Origin of the sequence: Pseudomonas graminis (genome assembly GCF_001705435.1) — a bacterium.
Classification (GTDB): Bacteria; Pseudomonadota; Gammaproteobacteria; order Pseudomonadales; family Pseudomonadaceae; genus Aquipseudomonas; species Aquipseudomonas graminis_B.
In genome coordinates, this window is sequence record NZ_MDEN01000060.1 from 212,596 (window position 1) to 236,190 (window position 23,595).

The 23,595-nt window shown below is 63.0% G+C and carries 24 protein-coding genes; 10 read left to right on the top strand and 14 right to left on the bottom strand.

The window, feature by feature from the left end:
• The first annotated feature begins 46 nt into the window (after positions 1-46).
• Complete coding sequence (locus tag BBI10_RS10305) at positions 47-1,930, top strand: TonB-dependent receptor domain-containing protein (protein WP_065988481.1); 1,884 nt, start codon at positions 47-49, stop codon at positions 1,928-1,930.
• Positions 1,931-1,947: 17 nt separating this feature from the next.
• Here BBI10_RS10305 and BBI10_RS10310 read toward each other — a convergent pair whose 3' ends face one another.
• The 11 genes from BBI10_RS10310 to nrdR form a co-directional block, all read right to left on the bottom strand.
• Complete coding sequence (locus BBI10_RS10310; protein ID WP_065988424.1) at positions 1,948-2,745, bottom strand: cobalamin-binding protein; 798 nt, start codon at positions 2,743-2,745, stop codon at positions 1,948-1,950.
• Positions 2,746-2,791: 46 nt separating this feature from the next.
• A complete protein-coding gene (gene ribA, locus BBI10_RS10315; RefSeq protein WP_065988425.1) occupies positions 2,792-3,409 on the bottom strand; it encodes a GTP cyclohydrolase II in 618 nt (205 codons plus the stop codon).
• Positions 3,410-3,515: 106 nt separating this feature from the next.
• Positions 3,516-4,307, bottom strand: coding sequence for a substrate-binding periplasmic protein (locus BBI10_RS10320; protein WP_065988426.1), 792 nt, complete (start codon positions 4,305-4,307; stop codon positions 3,516-3,518).
• An 11-nt stretch (positions 4,308-4,318) separates the two neighbouring features.
• Entirely contained in the window at positions 4,319-4,828 is a 510-nt protein-coding gene (locus BBI10_RS10325) for a phosphatidylglycerophosphatase A family protein (protein ID WP_065988427.1), read from the bottom strand.
• Positions 4,825-5,790, bottom strand: coding sequence for a thiamine-phosphate kinase (gene thiL / locus BBI10_RS10330; protein WP_065988428.1), 966 nt, complete (start codon positions 5,788-5,790; stop codon positions 4,825-4,827). The genes BBI10_RS10325 and thiL overlap by 4 nt, the downstream gene beginning before the upstream one ends.
• 37 nt (positions 5,791-5,827) lie before the next feature.
• Complete coding sequence (gene nusB / locus BBI10_RS10335; protein ID WP_065988429.1) at positions 5,828-6,328, bottom strand: transcription antitermination factor NusB; 501 nt, start codon at positions 6,326-6,328, stop codon at positions 5,828-5,830.
• Positions 6,325-6,801 (bottom strand): 6,7-dimethyl-8-ribityllumazine synthase, encoded by a 477-nt coding sequence (gene ribH, locus BBI10_RS10340; RefSeq protein ID WP_037017809.1) that lies wholly within the window; start codon positions 6,799-6,801, stop codon positions 6,325-6,327. Before ribH ends, nusB begins: the two co-directional genes overlap by 4 nt.
• A gap of 148 nt (positions 6,802-6,949) precedes the next feature.
• Positions 6,950-8,041 (bottom strand): bifunctional 3,4-dihydroxy-2-butanone-4-phosphate synthase/GTP cyclohydrolase II, encoded by a 1,092-nt coding sequence (ribBA, locus tag BBI10_RS10345; protein ID WP_065988430.1) that lies wholly within the window; start codon positions 8,039-8,041, stop codon positions 6,950-6,952.
• A gap of 17 nt (positions 8,042-8,058) precedes the next feature.
• Entirely contained in the window at positions 8,059-8,730 is a 672-nt protein-coding gene (locus tag BBI10_RS10350) for a riboflavin synthase (protein ID WP_065988431.1), read from the bottom strand.
• 46 nt (positions 8,731-8,776) lie between these two features.
• Positions 8,777-9,916 carry a bifunctional diaminohydroxyphosphoribosylaminopyrimidine deaminase/5-amino-6-(5-phosphoribosylamino)uracil reductase RibD gene (gene ribD / locus BBI10_RS10355; RefSeq protein WP_065988432.1) on the bottom strand — a complete coding sequence of 380 codons (1,140 nt, stop codon included), beginning with the start codon at positions 9,914-9,916 and terminating at the stop codon, positions 8,777-8,779.
• A gap of 2 nt (positions 9,917-9,918) precedes the next feature.
• The gene (nrdR, locus tag BBI10_RS10360; protein ID WP_065988433.1) at positions 9,919-10,383 is read right to left on the bottom strand and encodes a transcriptional regulator NrdR; all 465 of its coding nucleotides are present in this window, start codon (positions 10,381-10,383) and stop codon (positions 9,919-9,921) included.
• Positions 10,384-10,557: 174 nt separating this feature from the next.
• Between nrdR and BBI10_RS10365 the strand changes: the two genes are divergently transcribed.
• The 3 genes from BBI10_RS10365 to trxA all read left to right on the top strand — a co-directional run bounded on the left by BBI10_RS10365 (position 10,558) and on the right by trxA (position 12,639).
• A complete protein-coding gene (locus tag BBI10_RS10365) occupies positions 10,558-11,010 on the top strand; it encodes a hypothetical protein (RefSeq protein ID WP_065988434.1) in 453 nt (150 codons plus the stop codon).
• Positions 11,007-11,663, top strand: coding sequence for a class I SAM-dependent methyltransferase (locus BBI10_RS10370; protein WP_065988435.1), 657 nt, complete (start codon positions 11,007-11,009; stop codon positions 11,661-11,663). The genes BBI10_RS10365 and BBI10_RS10370 overlap by 4 nt, the downstream gene beginning before the upstream one ends.
• Before the next feature lie 103 nt (positions 11,664-11,766).
• Complete coding sequence (gene trxA / locus BBI10_RS10375; RefSeq protein WP_065988436.1) at positions 11,767-12,639, top strand: thioredoxin; 873 nt, start codon at positions 11,767-11,769, stop codon at positions 12,637-12,639.
• Between the two features lie 88 nt (positions 12,640-12,727).
• Here trxA and BBI10_RS10380 read toward each other — a convergent pair whose 3' ends face one another.
• Entirely contained in the window at positions 12,728-13,081 is a 354-nt protein-coding gene (locus tag BBI10_RS10380; protein WP_065988437.1) for a hypothetical protein, read from the bottom strand.
• 182 nt (positions 13,082-13,263) lie between these two features.
• On the opposite strand from BBI10_RS10380, the gene BBI10_RS10385 reads away from it, so the two are divergent.
• The 5 genes from BBI10_RS10385 (at position 13,264) to BBI10_RS10405 (ending at position 17,215) form a co-directional block, all read left to right on the top strand.
• Positions 13,264-13,842: a DUF2796 domain-containing protein gene (locus tag BBI10_RS10385; protein WP_065988438.1), complete on the top strand. Its 579-nt coding sequence runs from the start codon at positions 13,264-13,266 to the stop codon at positions 13,840-13,842.
• A 63-nt stretch (positions 13,843-13,905) separates the two neighbouring features.
• Positions 13,906-14,616 carry an ABC transporter ATP-binding protein gene (locus BBI10_RS10390; protein ID WP_065988439.1) on the top strand — a complete coding sequence of 237 codons (711 nt, stop codon included), beginning with the start codon at positions 13,906-13,908 and terminating at the stop codon, positions 14,614-14,616.
• 1 nt (position 14,617) lies between these two features.
• Entirely contained in the window at positions 14,618-15,883 is a 1,266-nt protein-coding gene (locus BBI10_RS10395; protein WP_065988440.1) for an ABC transporter permease, read from the top strand.
• A 16-nt stretch (positions 15,884-15,899) separates the two neighbouring features.
• Positions 15,900-16,415 carry a DUF3299 domain-containing protein gene (locus BBI10_RS10400; RefSeq protein ID WP_083233080.1) on the top strand — a complete coding sequence of 172 codons (516 nt, stop codon included), beginning with the start codon at positions 15,900-15,902 and terminating at the stop codon, positions 16,413-16,415.
• A 113-nt stretch (positions 16,416-16,528) separates the two neighbouring features.
• Complete coding sequence (locus BBI10_RS10405) at positions 16,529-17,215, top strand: OmpW/AlkL family protein (protein WP_065988442.1); 687 nt, start codon at positions 16,529-16,531, stop codon at positions 17,213-17,215.
• Positions 17,216-17,281: 66 nt separating this feature from the next.
• Here the strand turns inward: BBI10_RS10405 and BBI10_RS10410 are convergent, their stop codons facing one another.
• Both BBI10_RS10410 and BBI10_RS10415 read right to left on the bottom strand, forming a co-directional pair.
• The gene (locus BBI10_RS10410) at positions 17,282-18,211 is read right to left on the bottom strand and encodes an NAD-dependent epimerase/dehydratase family protein (protein WP_065988443.1); all 930 of its coding nucleotides are present in this window, start codon (positions 18,209-18,211) and stop codon (positions 17,282-17,284) included.
• Positions 18,204-19,088, bottom strand: coding sequence for a sugar nucleotide-binding protein (locus BBI10_RS10415; protein WP_065988444.1), 885 nt, complete (start codon positions 19,086-19,088; stop codon positions 18,204-18,206). The genes BBI10_RS10410 and BBI10_RS10415 overlap by 8 nt, the downstream gene beginning before the upstream one ends.
• Before the next feature lie 191 nt (positions 19,089-19,279).
• On the opposite strand from BBI10_RS10415, the gene BBI10_RS10420 reads away from it, so the two are divergent.
• Entirely contained in the window at positions 19,280-23,593 is a 4,314-nt protein-coding gene (locus BBI10_RS10420) for a DNA glycosylase AlkZ-like family protein (protein WP_065988445.1), read from the top strand.
• The last annotated feature ends 2 nt before the right edge of the window (positions 23,594-23,595 follow it).

Consider the following 23,595-nt stretch of genomic DNA (forward strand, 5'->3'; position numbering starts at 1 on the left):
GGTGCAGTCCACCCCGGTCATGCCTGCAAGTTATGCGATCAATCAAATGACCCTTTCCCGTCTTGCCCTCGCCTTCTCCCTGATCCCCGCCACGCAGGTCTTTGCCGATCAGCCTGATCGCGAACGCGCCCTGAAGCTGGACAGTGTGCTGATCAGCAGCAATCGTCAGGTCGAACAGCGGGACGCCAGCAGTGCGGCGAACACCGTGTTCACTCGCGCTGACATCGAGCGGCTGCAACCGAGTAGCGTCACTGACCTGCTGAGTCGTGTCCCCGGTGTGCAAGTGGCGCCCAGCGGCGGCCGGGGCAGTTTGCCGGGGATTTTCATTCGCGGGACCAAGGCTGCGCAGAGTCTGGTGTTGGTCGATGGCCAGCGCATTGCCAATGCCACGTCGGCGGACAGCAACCTGCAATACCTCGACGTCGAGCAGATCGAGCGCGTGGAAGTGCTGCGCGGTTCACGTTCGGTCATCTACGGCGCGGACGCCATTGGCGGGGTGATTCAGATATTCACCCGACGAGGCGCCGAGCAAGGGCTGCAAGCTCGGCTGCATACGGGTTTCGGCAATCGCGGCACGCAGCAGCAGAGCCTCGGTCTGTCGGGCGGCGACCAGCAAACGCGTTTCAACCTCAGTACCAGTTTGGATGAAACGGCAGGCATCAACCGTACCGGCCCGTCCTTCGCCAGCGATGACGACCACGACGCCTACCGCAATAAATCCCTGAGCCTGAACCTCAGCCACTGGCTCAACGACGACGTGGAAGTGGGTCTCAACGCGCTGGATAACCGGGGCAAGACCGAGTTCGACAACCCGTTCGGTCTGTTCGACCCGGTCACGCTCAACACCGTGGGTCAGCAGCAATACAGCAAGTTTGAGCTGAGCAGCCTCGGCACTTACGTCGACGCCCGCATCAACCAGACCTGGAAAACCCGTCTGGAACTGGGCCATAGCGAGAACCGCGAGAAGACGCTGGATAAGCTGAGCGACGATCACTACGTGTTCAACACCTACCGCGACTCGGTCAATTGGCAGAACGACCTGACGCTGGACGAGCGCAACAGCCTGACGCTGGGGGGCGACTGGTACGAGGACCGTGTCAACAGCAGCACGGCGTTCGAAGAGGACAGCCGCTGGAACCGCGCGGTGTTCGTTCAGCACCGTTTCAAAAGCGAGCATTTCTCCACCGAGCTGGGGCTGCGCCATGATCAGAATGAGCAGTTCGGCAGCCAGAACACCTGGAGCGGCACGCTCACCGTTCCGCTCAATGACGCCAACGACGTGCTGCTTTCCTACAGCGAAGGCTTCCGCGCGCCGACATTCAATGACCTGTATTACCCGGATTTCAGCAACGCGAATCTCAAGCCCGAGCACTCCAAAAGCTACGAGCTGCAATGGCGCAGTCGTCTGAGCGAAACCGCCCGTCTTGAGGCTTCGCTCTATCGCACCGACCTGCAGGACGCGATCGCCCTCGACAGCGACTTTCGCCCCCAGAACATCGGCTCGGCACGGATCAATGGTTTCGAAGGGTCACTTGAGCAGCAACTGTTCGGCTGGACCGGCAAGCTTGGGGCGTCGGTCATCGACCCGCGTGACCGAGACACTGGGCACACGCTCAACCGTCGCGCTCGCCGCACCCTGAATCTCGATATTGATCGGCAGTTTGATCGGCTCGGCGTCGGCGCCAGCTGGCAGGCCGTCAGTGACAGCTACAACGACGAGGCCAACACCCAGCATGTCGGAGGTTATTCGTTGTTCGGTTTGCGCAGCAGTTGGAAGGCCAGCGACGACGTGAAGCTGGAGTTCAAGCTGGATAACGCCTTGGACAAACGTTACAGTCGCACGCTGTACAGCTTCGATGGCAGCAATTACGGCTATCGCGAAGAGGGCCGGACGTGGATGTTTGGCGTGACCTGGACGCCGACGCTGTAAATGTATAGCCGCCTGATTTAGCGATCTGGCGCGATCACGCTGCACACTTTCGCCACCGCGCCCACCATTTGCCCGCTGGCTCGTTCGAGGCCTTTGTCGGGCACGGCAAGCAGGCGGCCGGCTTTCACCGCCTTCAACTGCGACCAAGTCTTCCATCCTGGCAACAACACGGCATCACTGGCCAGAATCACGTCCGGGTCGCGCTGCAGCACTGACTCGAGACTGACCTGAGGCGCAGGCAGTTTGAGGTCATCAAAGACGCTGCGTGCGCCGCACACGGTCAGTGCATCGCTGATGATCTGCCCCCCGCCTACCGTATAGAGCGGCTGATCCCACACTTGGTAAAAGACTTTCAAAGGGGCATCGCGTCGATACCGCTCACGCAACGCGGCCAATCGCTCACGGAAGTCCTTCGCTGCCTGTCGTCCACGGTCAGCGCGGCCAAGGCGCTCACCCATCTGTTCGATCTGATCAGCCAGCTCGTTCAGCGTGTGAGGCTCAGCGGTGTAGGTGGGAATGTTGAGGCGCTTCAACTGATCGCGCTGGGCCGCGCTGACGCTGCCGGGCCATAGCAGCAAAAGATCGGGCTGCAAACTGAGCAGGCGCTCGATGTCGAGCTGCCCGTATCGGCCCACCGAAGGCAGGCCCGCGACCTTCTCCGGGCGCGGGCCGCCATCGAGCACGCCGACCAACAGATCGGCAGCATCCAGTTCGATAACGATTTCGGTAAGAGAGGGTGCGAGGCTGACGACCCGCTGTGCAGCGCCGGCCTGAAAAGCGATCAGCAACAGCAGGCAGGCACTCAGTGGGCGCATCAAGCGCGTCGAGCCTGCGCAAGACCACGGCGCAGGCTGCCGCGTGTCATGCCGGGTCGACTTCGCTCTGATGCTCGTTGCCCATCATATGACCCAGCTTGCCGGCCTTGGTCGCCAGATAGAGCTTGTTGTGCGGGTTGTGGCCGGTGTGCAGCGGCACGCGCTCGGCGACGGTGATGCCCATGTCGGTCAGCGCTTTGACCTTGCGCGGATTATTGGTCATCAAACGCAGAGACTTGATGCCCAGGTGCTCAAGCATCGGCAGGCAAATGCCGTAATCGCGCTGGTCAGCGGCGAAGCCCAGGCGCTCGTTGGCTTCAACGGTGTCGGCACCGCCGTCCTGCAATTCATACGCGCGGATCTTGTTCATCAAACCAATGCCGCGGCCTTCCTGGCGCAGGTACAACAGCACGCCACGGCCTTCGGCGGCGATGGCGCGCAACGCCGCGTCAAGCTGGGAACCGCAATCGCAGCGCTGACTGAACAGCGCATCACCCGTCAGGCATTCGGAATGCACACGGCCGAGCACCGGGGCGCCATCGGATACATCGCCCAAGGTCAGCACGACATGCTCGCGACCGTTTTCCTGCTCGAGAAAGCCATTCATCTTGAAAGTGGCAAAGGGGGTAGGCAGCTTGGAAGCCGCGACAAATACGACGGGCACCGGGTGCTCCTGATCAGTATGAGGGCTGGAAATTCGCAACATTGTAACAGCAGGTTCCGACAGACGCTTAGGCTGAATTGTGAGCCAATCAGATCAACTCGTTTGATCAGTGGCTCTCGCCAGCGCGGGACTGAGCATCGCCTGAATCGAATGGATACGCATGCTTCCAGCGCGCGAAGATCGGCCGCAGCTTGCCGCTGCGCACCAGATCGCTCATCCGCACGTCAAACAGATCCCGCAGCGCATGGCCTCGGGGAGTATCCGCGAAGCCGAGATACAGAGGAATGGCAGTGAGGTAGGTCAGTCGATAGCGCTGCGGGTCGCTGGTTTGCGCGAGGATGAAGTCCATCTCCGGCTTGGCATCGATGTACAGATCCGCGCGCCCATATTCAAGCATCGGCACAATGTGGTCACGCCGGGCGACTTCGTTGAAGTGCATCACGTTGGGCAGATAGTGCTGATACTCGTAGCCGCGGACCCAGGCCAGACGATATTTGCCCAGCGTCTGTAGCGAAGGGGGCGGCTTTGACGCCAGACCCAGAGTGTAGATTTCGTCTGTGTCGTAGTGCCACTTTGAATAAAGCGCGCCCTCGACCTCACCCTTGTAGGCGGCAATCCAGGCATCGGCCTCGCCGCGCTGCACCAGCCCGACCGCGCGGGTGTAGGGCTCGATGCGCTGCTCGACCTTGACGCCAGCCGGCTCGAAGATCTCCCGCATCAGGTCCCAACCCAGCCCCGTGCCGTCGGTTTCGGTGTAGCGAATCCAGTGCTCGCTCACCAGCAGGATGTCGGAGGGTTTGTCAAACATCGGTGCAATGGTTGCAGCGCCGGCAGTCGCCCACACACTCGTCATCATCAACGCCAGACTCAGCAGCCATACCCCGCCTGAACGCCTCATGAGCGCAGCCCCTACATCACGGCCCACAACCAGACCAGCCCTTGCATCGCCAGCCATGCGAACACACCGGCCAGCACATCATCGAGCATGATGCCGACGCCCCCGTGCACGTGCTTGTCGATCCAGTGGATGGGCCAGGGCTTGAGGATGTCGAAAAAGCGGAACACCAGGAAACCCACCAGCAGCCAGACCCAGCCTTCGGGCACCAGCCACAGGGTGATCCACATGCCGACCATCTCGTCCCAGACGATGCCTTCGTGGTCGTGGACGCGCAGATCGTCGGCCACCTTGCCGCACAGCCAGAAGCCGAACAGCATGGTCAGGCCGAGCATCAGCCAATAGCCCCAGTCCGGCAGCATTTGCCACAACGGGATGAACGGTACGGCGACCATCGAGCCCCAGGTGCCGGGCGCTTTGGGGAGTGTGCCTGAGCCGAAACCGAAGGCCAGGAAATGCCACGGATTGGTCCATACCGACGGGGGAACGTTTTCCGCCGGGACCTGATTAGGATGATCTGTCACCGTGTCTCCTGAAAATGTTGATAGCCCCGAGTCAACGGGGTGACGTCCTGCCCAAGTGCGTCAACCAGCGCCACGCCGTGGCCTTCGACCACTCGACCCAGAACGAAAACAGGCAAGTCGGCAGCCTGCAGTTCAGCCAGCCATGATGGCGGCAACGTGAAAGCCAGTCTGTAGTCATCGCCCCCACTGAGCGCGGCATTCAACGCCGCGTCAGGCCCGAAAAACGTCAGCAGCGCGTCAGACATCGGCACTTTCTCGCGCTCCACCAGCAAACGCACGCCCGATGCCGCTGCGATGTGTCCACAGTCGGCGAGCAGTCCGTCGGAGATGTCCAGCGCCGCGCTGGCCCGGCCGCGTAACGCAATGCCCAACTCGAACTGCGGCTGCGGCGACCAGTAACGCGCCAGCAAGGCCTGAGTGGTAGACGCCTCGGTGCTGCGCTGGTTCAACACCAACGGCAGCGCCCCGGCCGCGTCGCCCAGCGGACCGCCCACGCACAACAAATCGCCAGGCCGCGCGCCGCTTCGGGTCAAGGCCTGCCCGGTCGGGACTGTGCCGAAGACGGTGAGGGTCAGGCTCAAGGGACCGCGCGTCGTGTCGCCACCGATCAGGCGCAGGCCGCAGCTCTGGGCCATGGTATTCAAACCACGGGCGAACGCTTCCAGCCAGTCGGCGGAAACCTGCGGCAGGGTCAGGGCAAGGGTGAATGCGAGGGGACTGGCGCCCATGGCGGCCAGGTCGCTGGCCGACACGCCGAGTGCGCGCTGGCCAAGCAGGAAAGGATCGCAGCCGTCGGGGAAATGCACCCCGGCGACCAGCGTGTCAGTGGAGATGGCGAGTTGCTCGCCAGCGGCCACCGACAACAGGGCGCAGTCGTCGCCGATCCCCAAGGCAACGCCTTCGCCGGGCTGCGCGCAGGGCGCAGCGGCAAAGTAATTGCGGATCAGCTCGAACTCGCCCATGGCGGAGACGCTCAGGTTCTGGAGAAACCCAGAAGCCTCAGCGCTTGTGCGCCTTCACTTCGACTTCGCGCAGACGCGGAGCCAGCTTGTCGAGCACGCCGTTGACGAACTTGTGGCCGTCGGTCGAACCGTAGACTTTCGCCAGCTCGATGCCTTCGTTGATGACCACACGGTACGGCACGTCGATGCGCTCCAGCAGCTCCCAGGTCGACAGACGCAGGACAGCGAGTTCAACAGGGTCCAGCTCTTCGATGGTCAGGTCCAGACAAGGCGCCAGCGCCGCGTCGATCTTGTCCTGATTGGCCGGGACACCGTGAAGGATGTCGTGGAAATAGCTCGCATCGACGGAGGTGAAGTCGTTGTCGACGCGGAATTGGGCTTCGATTTCGTTCAACGACTGGCCAGCCATGTGGCGCTGGTAAAGGGCTTGCATCGCCATCTGGCGAGCTGCGCGGCGCTTTTCGCTTTTGGAGGGCTTGCCGGCGTCTGCCGCACGTGGATCACGCGGGTTGAACTGATCGCTTTCGTCGTTAATCACTTGGCCTCCAACTGCGCCAACAGGCTGACCATCTCAATGGCGGACAGCGCAGCTTCGGCGCCTTTATTACCGGCCTTGGTGCCGGAACGCTCGATCGCCTGCTCGATGGAATCAACAGTCAGGACGCCGAAGGCGACCGGCACGCCGAACTCCATGGACACCTGGGACAGGCCCTTGGTGCATTCGCCAGCAACGTATTCGAAGTGCGGGGTGCCGCCACGAATGACGGCGCCGAGCGCGATGATGGCAGCAAATTCGCTGCGTTGAGCGACCTTCTGCACAACCAGCGGGATTTCGAACGCGCCCGGTGCGCGGATGATGGTGATGTCGCTTTCGCTCACGCCATGGCGAACCAGGGCATCAACGGCACCGCTGACGAGGCTTTCGACGACGAAGCTGTTGAAGCGGCCAACCACCAGGGCATAGCGACCTTGGGGGGCGATGAAGGTACCTTCGATGGTCTTCAGGGTCATTCGGCTGAGTCTCGTGTTCTCGTATTAAAGAGCATGAAAGCGCGCATAGGGCGCGCGCTTTCAGGGATTTTAGGCCACGAATCGGGCGACTGCCGGGACAAAAACCACCAACGGCTGAATGCTGTCGGGGCCTGTCACCTGCCGGCCTTTATTCGGAGGGCACGTATTCTACAACTTCCAGATCGAAACCGGATATCGCATTGAACTTCATTGGTGAACTCATCAAGCGCATTTTGCGCACGCCGAGGTCACGAAGGATCTGCGAACCGGCACCGACGGTGCTGTAAGTGGTCGGCGTCTTGATCGGTGTGCCGCCGGCGGTTTCACGCACATGGGCCAGAACCGTGTCGCCATCGAGCGGGTGACCGAGCAGCAGCACCACGCCGCTGCCAGCCTCGGCCACAGTCTTCATGGCAGCGCGCAGGCTCCAGCGGCCGGGCTGTCTGACCATCAACAGGTCGCGCAGCGGGTCCATGTTGTGCACGCGAACCAACGTGGCTTCTTCTGCGCAGATCTTGCCCAGCGTCAGCGCCAGGTGGACATCGCCTTCAACGGAATCGCGGTAGGTCACCAGATTGAAATGGCCCAGTTCGCTGTCGAGGGGCTGTTCGGCAATCCGCTGAACGGTACGTTCGTGGATCATCCGGTAATGGATCAGGTCGGCGATGGTGCCGATCTTGATGTTGTGCTCGGCTGCGAAAGCTTCCAGCTCCGTGCGACGGGACATGGTGCCGTCGTCGTTCATGACTTCACAGATCACGCCGGTCGGCTCAAAACCGGCCATCCGCGCCAGATCGCAGGCTGCTTCGGTATGGCCTGCGCGGGACAGTGTGCCGCCGGCCTGGGCCATCAACGGGAAGATGTGGCCAGGGCTGACGATGTCTTCGGCTCTGGCCTCTTTGGCCGCAGCCGCCTGAACGGTGCGCGCGCGGTCGGCGGCGGAGATCCCGGTGGTGACGCCTTCGGCGGCTTCGATGGACACGGTGAACTTGGTGCCGAAGCCCGAGCCATTGCGCGGCGCCATCAACGGCAGTTTCAGGGTTTCGCAGCGCTCGCGGGTCATCGGCATGCAGATCAGGCCACGGGCATAACGCGCCATGAAGTTGATGTGCTCGGCCTTGACGCACTCGGAGGCCATGATCAGATCGCCTTCGTTCTCGCGGTCTTCGTCATCCATGAGGATGACCATCTTGCCTTGGCGAATGTCTTCAACCAGTTCTTCGATGCTGTTGAGCGCCACGCGGCACCCCCTTCGATTCAGGATTTGAGGTAGCCGTTGGCGGCCAGAAAGCTTTCAGAAATGTTGCCGCCCTGGGCCGGCGTCGGGTCGGCCGCTTTGTCACCGAGCAGCAAACGCTCGAGGTAACGCGCCAGCAGGTCGACTTCCAGATTGATCTTACGGCCCGCGCGGTAGTCGCCCATGATGGTTTCGGCGAGGGTGTGCGGGACGATGGTCAGCTCGAACTCGGCGCCATTGACTGCGTTAACGGTCAGGCTGGTGCCGTCGACGGTGATCGAGCCTTTGTGGGAGATGTACTTGGCCAGCTCGCGGGGGGCGCGCAGGCGGAACTGGATCGCACGGGCGTTTTCTTCCCGGGACAGCACTTCGCCGACGCCGTCGACGTGGCCGCTGACCAGATGGCCGCCCAGGCGCGTGGTCGGGGTCAGGGCTTTTTCCAGATTGACCCTGCTGCCGGTTTTCAGATCGACGAACGCAGTGACGTTCAAGGTTTCGCGGCTGACGTCGGCCCAGAAGCCGTCGCCTGGCAATTCAACGGCGGTCAGGCAGACCCCGTTGACCGCGATGCTGTCGCCCAGCTTGACGTCGGAGAGGTCTAGCTTGCCGGTCTCTACGTAGACGCGGACGTCGCCGCCTTTCGGAGTGATGGCGCGGATGCTGCCGATGGATTCGATGATGCCGGTAAACATGGGTGCTCCTGGAAAACAGGGCCAGCGCTGAACGCGAAAGCCGGAATTATACGCCGGGGTGCGACGCGGGTATCGCAATGACTCGCCAGTCATTGCCGACTGCACGCATTTCAACAATCTTGAGCTCGAGCGCTTCGCTCATCTGCGCCAGCGGCAGGTCCAGCAACGGCCGCGCCGACGAGCCCATGAACTTGCCCGCCACGAAGATCTGGTATTCATCCACCAGACCGAGCCGGGTAAACGCGCCAGCGAGCTTGGGCCCGGCCTCGACCAGCACGTCGTTGACGCCACGGGCGGCCAGTTCGACCAACAGTTTGCGCAGATCGACGTGCCCGCCACTGCTTGGCAGCGCCAGCATGTCGTGGCCTTCGTCGTGGTAACGCTCGCGGGCCGAGGCAGCCGCGCAGGTCACCACCAGCGCACTGCCCGCTTTAAAGAAAGGCGCATCGAGGGGCACCCGCAAGCGCCCGTCGATCAACACGCGCAACGGCGGTCGGGTCGCGGCCAATGCGGTGAGCTCGGCGTTCAGGCCCAACTCGTCAGGCCGCACGGTGAGTCGTGCGTTATCGGCCAGCACGGTATCGGCGCCGGTCAGCACCACACTCGACTGCGCTCGCAGGCGCTGCACAGCCGAGCGCGCTTCGGGGCCGGTGATCCACTGGCTTTCACCGCTGGCCATGGCCGTGCGTCCGTCGAGGCTCATCGCCAGCTTGACCCGCACGTAGGGCAGGCCGTGTTCCATGCGTTTGAGAAACCCTTTGTTCAACGCCCGCGCTTCGCTTTCGAGCACGCCGCTCTGCACCGCAATACCCGCGATCATCAGGCGCAACAGGCCACGGCCGGCGACGTCGGGATTGGGGTCTTGCATCGCAGCAACCACGCGCGCCACACCGGCGTTGACCAGCGCGTCGGCGCACGGCGGGGTGCGCCCATGATGACTGCAGGGTTCGAGGGTGACGTAAGCGGTCGCGTCCTTTGCCTTGTCGCCCGTCTGGCGCAGGGCATGCACCTCGGCGTGGGGTTCGCCGGCGCGCACGTGCCAGCCTTCGCCGACGATGGCGCCATCACGCACGATCACGCAGCCGACACGCGGGTTGGGGTGCGTCGAGTAGACGCCCTTGCGCGCCAGTTCCAGCGCCCGCGCCATATAGGCTGCGTCGAGCACGCTTTGCTCTGTGGAGGTCATGCTCACTCTTTAACCGGCTCGCGAGCCAGTCGGTCGATTTCTTCGCGGAATTCGTTGAGGTCCTGAAACCGCCGATAAACAGAAGCAAAGCGGATGTAGGCCACTTCATCGAGCTTTTGCAATTCGCCCATCACCAGCTCACCGACGATCAGCGATTTGACCTCGCGCTCGCCGGTCGCGCGCAGCTTGCTTTTGATGTGTGCCAGGGCCGCTTCCAGACGTTCGACACTGACCGGGCGCTTTTCCAGCGCGCGCTGCATGCCGGCGCGCAGCTTCTCTTCGTCGAAGGGCTGACGGCTGCCGTCCTGCTTGATCAGCCGGGGCAGAACCAGTTCAGCGGTTTCGAATGTGGTGAAGCGTTCTTCGCAGGCGACGCATTCACGGCGGCGGCGAACCTGATCGCCTTCAGCAACAAGGCGCGAGTCAATGACTTTGGTGTCGTTGGCACCGCAAAAGGGACAGTGCATGGTGGCAGGCAACAAAAAAAGGGAGGGCCATGGTAGCGCATCTCGCTGGCAAGACAAGTGCGAGGCTTTGAGGTATATAGACGCGCATTCAGTGCGGTGAAACCGGCCGCACTCAGCGATACTGCGCTATCCCGTGCGTATCCCGCCCGCATTCTGCTTTTTCTGGAGCTGTTCATGACGCTACGTACGCTTGCTGTAATCAGCCTTGTGGGCCTGCTCGCTGCCTGCAGCACGGCCGAGGCGCCGAAACCTGCCGCCCCCGCCAAGCCTGCCCCCAACGCCATTACGCTGCCGGAAGGGCAAGGTCCGCTGCAGCCCTTCCAGCGCGAACTGAGCGGCCAGTTGCTGGGCGTGCCGGCCGGCGCAGAGGTCGAACTGGCGTTGCTGGTCATTGACGATCGCAACCGCCCGCAAAAGCTGCTGACCAGCACCAAACTGGTGGGAAACAACCAGTCGCTGCCGTTCCAGTTGCGCTTCAATCCGGAAGCCTTCCCGTTGGGCGCGCGCGTGGAACTGCGTGGTCGCGCCAGCAAGTCGGGTCAGTTGATTCTGCATCTGCCGTCCGTGCTGATCACTCAACCCACCACTCAGGCGCTGGGTCAGTTGCAATTCGCTCCCGCGCCGTGACCGCTCCGCTTCACCTGCAAGCCGCATTGAGCGAGCTGCTGGGCGATGCGCAACTGGTGGCCGAAGCGCTACCGGGCACGGACCTGAGGTTGTGGCTGATCGACGCGAACAATATGGATCGCGCGTTCAGCCCCGAAGAAACCCGGCGCATTCTTGAAGACCCGCCCTACTGGAGTTTCTGTTGGGCCAGTGGCCTGGCGCTGGCGCGCTTTATTGCCGAGCAGCCGCAGTGGGTCGCGGGCAAGCGGGTGCTGGATTTCGGCGCAGGCTCGGGCGTCGCAGGCATTGCGGCGATGAAAGCCGGCGCCCTTGAAGTGGTTGCGTGCGATCTCGATCCGCAGGCCATCGAGGCCTGCCGGGCCAACGCCGAGCTGAACGGCGTGACGCTTGAGTATTCGGGCGACTTCTTCGCCGAGGAAGATCGCTTCGACCTGATCCTGGTGGCGGACGTGCTGTACGACCGCGCCAACCTTCCGCTGCTGGATCAGTTTCTCAGTCGGGGGAAACAAGCGTTGGTGGCTGATTCCCGGGTGCGGGATTTCCAGCATCCTCTGTATCGGCGGCTGGGCATTCTTGAGGCGCTGACGCTGCCCGATCTGGCCGAACCGTGGGAGTTTCGCAGGGTGAGTCTTTACCATGCGGTCAGGTCATGACTCGCTTAGCGCCTGCAATTTAGCGACAGGCATCAACCGCGCTTCCGACAATCCCCCCAGCCCTTTATAGTTCGCGCCATCAAGCCTTCTTTCGAGACCCGCGATGAGCCAGGACACGCCGTACATCTTCGATGCCACCACCGCCACTTTCGATCAGATGGTCATCGAGAATTCCTTTCACAAACCCGTGCTGGTGGATTTCTGGGCCGAGTGGTGTGCGCCGTGCAAGGTGCTGATGCCGCTGCTGCAGCAGATTGCCGAGAGTTATCAGGGCGAATTGCTGCTGGCCAAGGTCGACTGCGACGCTGAACAGGACATCGTGGCGCGCTTCGGCATTCGCAGCCTGCCTACTGTGGTGCTGTTCAAGGACGGCCAACCGGTGGATGGGTTCTCCGGCGCCCAGCCTGAATCGCAAATCCGCGCGCTGCTTGAGCCCCATGTGCAGATGCCGCCGCCAGCCGCCGCCGACCCGCTGAAAACCGCGCAGGCGATGTTTGCCGAGAGCCATTTTGCCGAAGCCGAAGCGGTCCTGCAGACCATCCTCGCCGAGGACAACACCAACGCTGCGGCGCTGATTCTGTACGCGCGTTGCCTGGCCGAACGCGGCGAGCTGACGGAAGCCCGCACGGTGCTGGACGCGGTGAAAGGCGATGAGCACAAAGCCGCGCTGGCCGGAGCGAAGGCGCAATTGACGTTTCTGGCCGAAGCCGCCGCGTTGCCTGACGCCGCCGAGCTGAAATCGCGCCTGGCGCAGAACCCGCAGGACGATGAAGCCGCGCACCAGTTGGCGATCCAGCAATTGTCCCGTCAGCAATACGAAGCCGCGTTGGAGGGACTGCTCAAGCTGTTCGTCCGCAACCGCAGCTACAACGAAGGCCAGCCGCACAAGACGCTGCTGCAGGTGTTCGACTTGCTGGGTAATGATCACCCGCTGGTGACTACCTATCGTCGTCGGTTGTTTGCGGCGCTTTACTAGCCTTCCCGGCTGAAGCTCGTCCTACATTGACGGGCCGAGCCAGTCCCATAGATCTACGCGGTCCTATGGGGATCCTGCAGGCTGTGTATCACTCAACCCAGTGATACACCGGCGTGTCGCCCTGGCTTTCCACTTTCACGTTGGCGCTGTGACGCATGCGCACCATCAGGCGTTTGCCCGCAGCGGTGCTGCCCGACAGACCTTCCAGCTGACCGAGCAGATCCGGCCCGTTCAGGTGACCTGCCTTGCGCAACAGCGCCTGAGCGATATCCCAGACAGCATCGTTGCGACTGGCGACAGGCTTGACGGGCGTATCAGTGGGCGCAGACGCTTCCCGCACCTGCGTGCCCAACTGAACACCCAGCCGAGCCCAATCGGCGTCGTCCATTTCCACAGTCAGATCCACCGGCAGATCGCCGACGGTTCCACGGATTCGCAGCATGGGGTGTGTCCTCTGATAGGGCGGACCGGCATGGTCCCACAGGAATTGGCGACCTGCACGTGATCCCTGAACCCTCCGCGACGCACCTCCATAAGCGCTGCCTGAAAAAGTTAAGAAACGGCGCCACACATTGTTATAAGATTACATAACACATTTCAGACTCGCTTCCGGAGCTTTCCCCCATGCGTCGTTTGCTACTCGCCCTGCCCTTCGCCCTGCTGCCCCTCGCCGTCGCCTTCGCGGCCGATGAACATGACCATGATCATGAGCACGGCAGTCTCGGCGCGCACGTCCACGGTGTCGCGCGGCTGGATATGGCGCTGGACGGCCGCACGCTGGAACTGGAACTCGACACCCCGGCCATGAATATCGTCGGCTTCGAGCACCCGGCAACCACCGACGCAGACAAAATGACCCTGGCCCTGGCCAAGGAAACCCTGCTCAAGCCCCACGCGCTGTTCAGTCTTCCGGAAGCGGCCGGCTGCACCGCCACCAGACAACGTGTGGAAAGCACGCTGTTCGGCGACAAGGATGACGACGATCACGACCACGCCGATGGCGACGCCGCCGAACACGAGCACAGCGAAATTCACGGCCACTATCAATTCACCTGCAGCGCGCCAAATGTGTTCAACAAGCTCGATCTGACCCAACTGTTCAAAAGCTTCCCGGCCACCCAGACCATTCAGGTGCAGTTGGTGACACCGAAACGCCAGATGGGCGCCGAAGTGCGTCCGAGCAATCCGGCGATCAAGTTTTAACCAACGCCGCTCCATCAGCGACCGGGCTTCCCGGTCGATCACTTTTCAGACGCACGTGTGGCCATGACTCAAGCGCTCATTGAATTGTCCGAACTCGGCTTCAGCTGGCCGGGGCATCCGCAACTGCTGGACATTCCGGCGTTTCGCCTCGATGCCGGCGAAACCCTGTTCCTCAAAGGCCCCAGCGGCAGCGGTAAAACCACGCTGCTGGGTCTACTGGGCGGTGTGCAGCGCCCGAGTCGCGGCAGCGTTCGCCTGCTCGGTCAAGAGCTGACACAGCTCTCGGCCGGAGCGCGGGACCGCTTTCGTGTCGATCACACGGGCTACATTTTCCAGCAGTTCAACCTGCTGCCGTTTTTGTCAGTGCGCGAGAACGTCGAGCTGCCCTGCCGCTTTTCCACATTACGCACCCAGCGGGCGACCCAGCGCCACGGCAGCGTCGACAAAGCGGCTGAAACCCTGCTCGCTCACCTCGGCTTGAAAGACCCTGAAATGCTGGGCCGCCGCGCCGACTCGCTGTCCATCGGTCAGCAGCAGCGCGTCGCTGCCGCACGCGCCCTGATCGGCCAGCCGGAACTGGTCATCGCCGACGAGCCCACCTCGGCGCTGGATGCCGACGCCCGCGAGGCCTTCATTCAGCTGCTGTTCGCCGAATGCCGCGAGGCCGGTGCCAGCCTGTTGTTCGTCAGCCATGATCAGAGCCTGGCGCCGCTGTTCGACCGCAACCTGTCGCTGGCCGAACTCAATCGCGCCGCCGTCGCCGCAGAGGTTTGAGATGTATCTTCTTCGTCTGGCATTGGCCAGCCTCGCCAACCGCCGCTTCACTGCCTTCCTCACCGCGTTCGCCATTGCCCTCTCCGTCTGCCTGCTGCTGGCGGTCGAACGGGTGCGCACCGAAGCGCGCGCGAGTTTCGCCAGCACCATCAGCGGCACGGATCTGATCGTCGGCGCGCGCTCGGGCTCGGTCAACCTGCTGCTCTACTCGGTATTCCGCATCGGCAACGCCACCAACAACATTCGCTGGGACAGCTTCGAGCACTTCGCCAACAGCAAGCAGGTGAAGTGGGCGATCCCGATTTCCCTGGGTGACAGCCATCGCGGCTATCGGGTGATGGGCACCAATGAATCGTATTTCGAGCACTACCAGTACGGTCGTCAGCAGCATCTCGAAATGGCCGACGGCCGGCCGTTTGCCACCGACCCGTTTGAAGTGGTGCTCGGCGCGGAAGTGGCGGACGCGCTGCATTACAAGCTCGGCGACAAGCTGGTGCTGGCCCACGGCGTCGCGACGGTGAGTCTGGTCAAGCATGACGACAAGCCGTTCACCGTGGTCGGCATTCTCAAACGCACCGGCACGCCGGTGGACCGCACGCTGCATATCAGCCTGGGCGGCATGGAGGCCATTCACATCGACTGGCACAACGGCGTGCCGGCACAAGGCGCCGGTCGGATCAGTGCCGATCAGGCACGCAATATGGACCTCACGCCCACGGCCATCACTGCCTTCATGCTCGGGCTTAACAGCAAGATCGCGACCTTTGCCGTGCAGCGCGAGATCAACGAGTTCCGCGGCGAACCGATGCTGGCGATTCTGCCGGGGGTGGCGCTGCAGGAGCTGTGGAGCCTGATGGGCACCGCTGAAAAAGCGCTGTTCGTGATCTCGTTGTTCGTTGTCTTGACCGGGCTGATCGGCATGCTGACGGCGATTCTCACCAGCCTCAACGAGCGGCGTCGCGAGATGGCGATTCTGCGCTCGGTGGGGGCACGGCCTTGGCACATCGCCAGTCTGCTGGTGCTGGAAGCCTTCGCCCTGGCGCTGGGGGGCTCGGTCTGCGGCCTGGCACTGCTTTACATCGGCATCGCCTCCGCGCAGGGTTACGTGCAGGCCAATTACGGTTTGTATTTGCCGCTGTCGCTGCCCAGCACGTACGAGTGGACGCTGCTGACAGGCATTCTCGGCGCTGCCGTGTTAATGGGCACCGTGCCCGCGTGGCGAGCCTATCGCCAGTCGCTGGCAGACGGGTTGTCGATTCGTTTATGAGGTCGTTGTGATGCGGATGGGTTGGATGCTGATAATGCTCGTCGTGACGCCGTTGTGGGCGCAGGACCTGCGCGTGCTGACGTGGCAGGAAATGATCCCGCCTGACGCACCGCCGGTGAAGCTGATCACCGCGCCCATTCACAACCTGTCGAGCATGGCGGACACCCTGTCAGTCGAGTCGGCGCCCGCCGCCCATCAACTGGCGCCCCATGCGCCGGTGGTCAAATCGCTCGATGGCCAGCGAGTGCGGCTGCCGGGGTATATCGTGCCGCTGGAAGTCAGCGAGGAAGGCCGGGTGACAGAGTTTCTGTTGGTGCCCTACTTCGGCGCCTGCATTCACGTGCCCCCACCGCCGCCGAATCAGATCGTCCACGTGACGAGCGAACTGGGCGTGAAGGTGGACGAGCTGTACCAACCCTACTGGATCGAAGGTCCGATGCAGGTCAAATCCTCGACCAGCGAATTGGCCGACGCGGGTTACCAGATGGAAGCGGACAAGATTCTGGTGTACGAAATGCCGGATGAGCAGTGAGTGGCCGTTAACAGGCACACCCTAATCGAGTTTTCATTGAGCCAGGTCAAAAGCCGCGACCTAGACGCTTCGTAACATACGGCATACCTTTTTTATGCCCTTACGGAGCCCCCATGCACAAGTACCTGCTCAGCGCGCCCCTGCTCGCGCTTGCACTCGGTGTCCCACTCGCCGCTCACGCCCACCAGGCCGGTGACTTCATCATTCGCGCCGGTGCTGCCACAACGGCGCCCAATGAAGAGAGCGGCAACCTCAAGCTGGACGGCACCAAAGTCCCGGGGACCAAAGCGACACTGGACAGCGACACCCAACTGGGCCTGGCCTTCGCCTACATGCTCACCGACCACGTGGGCCTTGAGTTGCTGGCGGCAACGCCTTTCCAGCACACCGTTGCGGTCAAGGGCCTGGGCCCGGGTCTGGATGGCAAGCTGGCGGACGTGAAGCAGCTGCCGCCGACCCTGTCGCTGCAGTACTACCCGATGGATGCGACGTCGAAATTCCAGCCCTATGCCGGTGTCGGCGTGAACTACACCTGGTTCTACGATGAAAACCTGAGCAGCGAACGCAAAGGCCAGGGCATGAATAACCTGCACATCAAGAATTCGTGGGGCTGGGCCGGTCAGATCGGCGCGGACTACATGCTGACGGACAAGATCATGCTCAACGCCGCCGTCTGGTACGTGGACATCGACACCCAAGCGACGCTGGACGGCCCGTCGGCGCTGGGCGTCGGCCGGACCAAAGTGAACGTGGACGTCGATCCGTGGGTGTACATGGTTGGCGTGGGCTACAAGTTCTAAGCGCTTGCGCCCCAACGAACAGGCATAAAAAAGGCACCTCATCGGTGCCTTTTTGCTGCGCGGGTTTCAGCGCCCCAGCAGTCGCGCCAGCCCGACCTTCAGCGGCGTGGGCTCTGGCACTTTGAAGCGCTCAAGCAGACGCTGATTGCTCGCCCGGGAATGCTTGATGTCACCCGAACGCGCCGGCAGGTAGCTTACCGCTGGCAGGTTCCCCACCACCTCGGCAAGGGCGGCCAGCAGCTCATTCAGCGAAGTCGTCGCGTTCAGGCCGACATTGACCGCGCCCTCTGCCACCGTCGGCATTTCGATTCCCTGTACCACAAGGTCAACCAGGTCCTCGACGTAGAAGAAGTCGCGGGTCTGCTCGCCATCACCGAAAACGGCAATCGGCAGGCCGTTTACCGCACGCTCCGCGAAGATGCTGATCACGCCGGAGTACGGCGATGAAGGGTCCTGGCGCGGGCCGAAGATGTTGAAGAAGCGGAACACGACAGGCTCGAAACCATGCTGACGGCGATAGAAATCGAAGTAGTGCTCACCGGCCAGTTTGTCTGACGCGTAGGGAGTCAGCGGTGCTTTCGGGGTGTCTTCGGTGATGGGCTCGCCTTCACCGTTGTTGCCGTACACCGCAGCGCTGGAAGCAAACACCACGCGTTTGATACCGGCCTGGCGCATCGCTTCGCAGACATTCAGCGTGCCGATGAAATTGCTCTGGTGCGTCTTCACCGGATCATCCACCGAGGCCTGCACCGACGCGACGGCAGCCAGGTGCGCCACGGCCTGGCAACCTACCGCCGCTCGGGCCACCAGCGCGGCATCGGCCACATCACCTTCGATCAGCTCGACACGCGGGTTGTCCAGCGGCAGGTTGCTGCGCTTGCCGGTGGACAGGTCGTCGAGAATGCGCACGGCATAGCCTTTGGCGAGCAGCGCGTCCGTCAGGTGCGAACCGATGAAACCGGCGCCGCCGGTGATGAGGACAGGAGCATCAGACATGGCGGTAATAGCGGTCCAGTAGGTTGGGCAGGCCGGCACGCCAGGCGCGTGGCTTGATACCGAAAGTGTGGAGAATTTTCTTGCAGGCGAGCACGGCGTTCTGCGGCTCCTCGCTGGCGTCCGGACGTGCGGCGTGGGCCTGCGCGGTAGGTACCTCGATCGCCAGCGGGCGCAGCAGACGGGCTTCGGTCAACACGGCCTGACCGAACGCCAGTGGCGTGGTCGCTTCGTGGCCGGCGTAGTGATAAGTACCCCACAGCGGCGCGGCGCAATCGAGCTGTTTGAGCACCGAAATGATCACCCTCGCGGCATCGTCGACCGGCGTCGGATTGCCACGACGGTCGTCTGCCAGCAGCAATTCACCAGGGGATTCGGCGCGGCTGAGAAAGCGCCCCAGTACACCTTCGGCGCTGTCGTCGAGCAGCCAGCCAAAACGCAGCAGCACATGCTGCGGACAGGTTGCCCGCACGCTTTGCTCGATGCGCCACAGGGCCTGCCCACGGGAACCCAGCGGCACGGGCTCGTCTTTTTCGCTGTAAGCCGTCGCCCGCGAACCGTCGAAAACGCGGTAGCTGGAGGGCTGAACAAGGACGATGTTGTGGTGCTGGCACAGTTCAGCGAGACGCTCCACAGAGCGTTCCTGATTATCCAGCCTGTCAGCGCTTACCCGATCCGCCTGAAACCAGTCGAAGTAGTAAGCGAGATTGATCAAGGCATCCGGGCGGGTGTCATCGAGCAGTTGCGTCAGGCTTGCCGCATCCCAACCGTCTTGCGGTGGGCGCGGCGCGAGGAATCCAATGTTCTCCTCGGCACCTAGACGAATCAACGCCTGCCCGAGGGCATTCCCGCCGCCCAATAGCATAAGGCGCATTCGCATAGAGTCAGCAGGCTCAGTCTTCAGGTCGATTAAAAATAGGTGAAAAACGTCCGCAAACATAACACGTCGACGGGCAAGTCCCAACAGCCTCGGGCGCGCGGGACTGCGTGAAGCTGTTGAGGCGCGCCGCCGATCACTTGGCCCGGTATCTGCCTCTTGCATCTGCCTGCCTGCGCCCGCATTAATTAGCGATGAACCTTCCCCAGACACCCGACCCGGTGCTCGACGCCTTTCATCCGGCGGTCAGCGCGTGGTTTCGCTCGACATTCCCGGCCATTACCGCGGCCCAGGCCCAGGCGTGGCCGCTGATCAAACGCCGCGAGTCCACGCTGATTGCCGCGCCCACCGGTTCCGGGAAAACCCTGACCGCGTTTCTGGCGGTCATTGATGATCTGGTGCATCAGGGGCTGGAGCGGGGTGGCGAGCTGCCGAACGAGACTTTCGTGGTGTACGTTTCGCCCCTGAAAGCGCTGTCCAACGACATTCAGATCAATCTGCAAAACCCGTTGGCGGGCATCACCGATCAGCTGATTCAGCAAGGTCTGCCCGGGCTGCGCATCACCACTGCCGTGCGCACCGGCGACACGCCGCAGAAAGAACGCACCGCGATGCGTAAAACCGCGCCGAACATTTTGGTGACGACGCCGGAGTCGCTCTACGTGCTGCTGGGGTCCGACTCCGGTCGGCGCATGCTCGCGAGCACGCAGACCGTCATCGTCGATGAGATTCACGCGATCGCGGCCGGCAAGCGCGGCAGTCATCTCGCCCTGACACTGGAGCGTTTACAGGCGCTGTGTGCGAAACCGCTGCTGCGTATCGGCCTGTCAGCAACGCAAAAACCTATCGAGCGGGTGTCGCGCTTTCTGGTGGGCAGCGACCCGGTCAGCCGGCCGTGCGCCATCGTCGACATCGGCCACGCGCGCCCCCGGGATCTGGCTATCGAAGTGCCGCCTGTGGCCCTGAGCGCCGTGATGTCCAGCGACGTCTGGCAACTGGTCTACGACCGGCTCGCGGTGCTGGCGCGTGAACATCGCACCACGCTGATTTTCGTCAACACCCGGCGCCTGGCCGAGCGCATGGCGCGGCATTTGAGCGAGCGACTGGGCAACGAGGCCGTTGCCGCCCACCACGGCAGCATGGCCAAGGAACAGCGGCTCGACGCCGAGCAGCGCCTCAAGCGCGGTGATCTGCAAGTGCTGATTGCCACCGCTTCGCTGGAGTTGGGGATTGATATCGGTGACGTCGATCTGGTCTGCCAGATCAGCTCGCCCCGCTCCATCGCGTCCTTTTTGCAGCGCGTCGGCCGCTCCGGTCACCACGTTGGCGGCACACCCAAGGGGCGGCTGTTCGCGGTTTCCCGGGACGATCTGATCGAGTGCGCGGCGCTGCTGGATTGTGTGCGTCGCGGCGAGCTCGACACGCTGGTCATTCCCAAGGCGCCGCTGGATGTGCTGGCGCAGCAGATCATCGCCGAGGTCAGTTGTCAGGAATGGCAGGAGCAGGACCTGCTGGCGCTGTTCCGCAAGGCTTCGCCCTACGCCTACGTCGATGAAGGCCATTATCAGGCGCTGCTGAGCATGCTCGCCGAAGGCTACAGCGGGCGTCAAGGCGTGCGCGCGGCGTACCTGCATCGCGACGCGCTGACCCGCACGTTGCGTGGCCGGCGCGGCAGCAAACTCACGGCGGTCACCAGTGGCGGCACGATTCCGGACAACGCCGATTACAGCGTGGTCTTGGAACCCCAGGCGCTGAACATCGGTACCGTCAACGAAGACTTCGCCGTGGAGAGCGCCGCGGGGGACATCTTCCAGCTGGGCAACACGTCCTACCGGATTCTGCGGATCGAGTCCGGCCGCGTGCGGGTCGAGGACGCCCACGGCATGCCGCCGAATATTCCGTTCTGGATGGGCGAGGCCCCGGGGCGCAGCGATGAGTTGTCGTTCGCCGTCGCCCGCTTGCAGGCCGACATCGACGAGCAGCTCAGCGCCCACCCCGGCAATCTTCAGGCCTGCACGGACTGGCTGGTAAAAAGCCTGGGCCTGGACCTCGCCAGCGCCGAGCAGATCATTGAATACCTCGCCCGCGCGCACTCGGCCCTGGGCGCGCTGCCGTCACAGGACACGCTGGTCATCGAGCGCTTTTTCGATCAGTCCGGCGGCACGCAACTGGTGATTCATTCCCCGTTCGGCAGCCGGGTCAATCGCGCGTGGGGGCTAGCGCTGCGCAAGCGCTTCTGCCGCACCTTCAACTTCGAGCTGCAAGCCGCCGCCAGCGAGGACGCCATCGTGCTGTCGCTGTCCACGGCGCACAGCTTTGCGCTTGACGAAGTCTGGCGTTATCTCAACGCCGCCACCGCCGAGCATTTACTGATTCAGGCGGTGCTGGATGCGCCGCTGTTCGGCGTGCGCTGGCGCTGGAACGCCGGGGTCGCATTGGCCCTGCCGCGTTACACCGGCGGACGAAAAGTGGCGCCTCAGTTGCAACGGATCAAGAGCGATGACCTGATCGCCACGGTGTTTCCGGACCAGATCGCCTGCCTGGAAAATCTGGTGGGCGAGCGGGAAGTGCCGGAGCATCCGCTGATCGAGCAGACCCTGGACGACTGCCTGCACGAAGCCATGGACGCCGAAAGCTGGCTGAAACTGCTGCGGCGCATGGAGAACGGCGAAGTGCGCCTGGTCAGTCGCGATCTGCCTGCGCCCTCGCCGCTGGCGGCGGAAATCCTCAACGCCAAGCCGTATGCGTTTCTCGACAACGCGCCGCTGGAAGAACGTCGCACCCAGGCGGTTCTCAATCGGCGCTGGAGCGACCCGGAATCCACCGACGATCTCGGCGCGCTGGATGTCGATGCGATCAAAGCGGTGGCCGATGAAGCCTGGCCGCAGCCGCAAAACGTGGATGAGATGCACGAGGCGCTCATGAGCCTGGGGTGCATCACCGGCGTGGAGGCCCGCGAGCACAGCGACTGGATGAAATGGCTGGAGAGCCTGGCCCGCTCGGGTCGTGGCACGCGCTTGCAGGTCACCCCGGAACAGGCGCTGTGGATTCCTCTGGAGCGGCTGACGTGTTTGCAGGCGATCTACCCCGCCGCTGAAATGCACCCGCCATTGGCGGCATTGGCCGGGTTCGATGAAGCGTGGACCGAAGACGAAGCGCGCGTCGAAATCGTGCGGGCGCGGCTGGGCGGTTTCGGCCCGCTTACGGTCGCTGACATTGCCGAGCCACTGGCGCTGACGCAGAACGAAGTCGCCCAGGCACTCGCGCAGCTGGAGAACGAAGGTTACGTGCTGCGCGGTCAGTTCAACCCTGACGCCGGCAAGGAAGAATGGTGCGAGCGGCATCTGCTGTCGCGAATCCACCGTTACACGGTCAAACGCCTGCGCCGGGAAATCGAGCCGGTGTCGCTGCAGGATTTCACCCGATTCCTGTTCGACTGGCAGCATCTGTCTGCCACGACCCAAAGCCAGGGCAAAGCCGCGCTGCCGGAAGTCGTCGCGCAACTGGAAGGTTTCTCGTCGGCGGCGGGCGCCTGGGACAGTGATCTTCTTCCGGCACGCCTGAAGGACTATTCATCGATCTGGCTGGATGACTTGTGTCGGTCCGGCAAGGTGGTGTGGATGCGTCTGACCAGTCGCAACAAGGTTGGCAGCGCTGCGTTGCGCAGTACGCCGATTGTGCTGCTGCCGCGACCGCAGGTCCGCCTGTGGACCGGGCTGACCGAACAGCCGGCGCCGACTGAATTATCCCTGCGCGCGCAGAAGGTTCATGAAGTGTTGTCGAGCCAGGGCGCGATGTTTTTCGATGAGCTGACCGGCGAAGCGCACTTGTTGCGGGCCGAGCTGGAAACGGCACTGCAGGAATTGGTCGGTGCCGGGTTGGTCAATGCCGACAGCTTCGCCGGGCTGCGAGCGCTGATCACGCCGGCGAGCAAACGCAGCAGCCACACCAGTCGACGCAATCGCGGCGCGTTCATTGGCGGCATGGACGATGCCGGGCGCTGGGCGTTGTTGCGTCGCGCGCCGGCGAAAGAAGAAGGCGCGTCACAACGGATCGACAGTGACACGCTGGAGCATGTCGCCGTGACCTTGCTGCGCCGATACGGCGTGGTGTTCTGGCGCCTGTTGGAGCGCGAGGCGGACTGGCTGCCGACCTGGCGCGAGCTGCTGCGCACGTTCCACAGGCTTGAGGCACGCGGAGAGATTCGCGGCGGGCGCTTCGTTTCAGGCCTGGCCGGTGAGCAATTCGCATTGCCCGAAGCCATCCCGCTGTTGCGCGAAGTCCGCAACCGCCCATTGGACGGCAGCTTGATTGCCGTCAGCGGCGTCGACCCGCTCAACCTCGCCGGGACGCTGCTGCCCGGCGCGAAGGTCCCGGCGATAGTGGGCAACAAGCTGGTTTACCGCGACGGCATTCCCATCGCCGCCATCATCGCCGGCAAGCCGCAGTACTGGGGCGAGGTGGATGAGGCGCTGATGTTGCAGGTGCGCGATCGGCTGTTCCGGTAGAT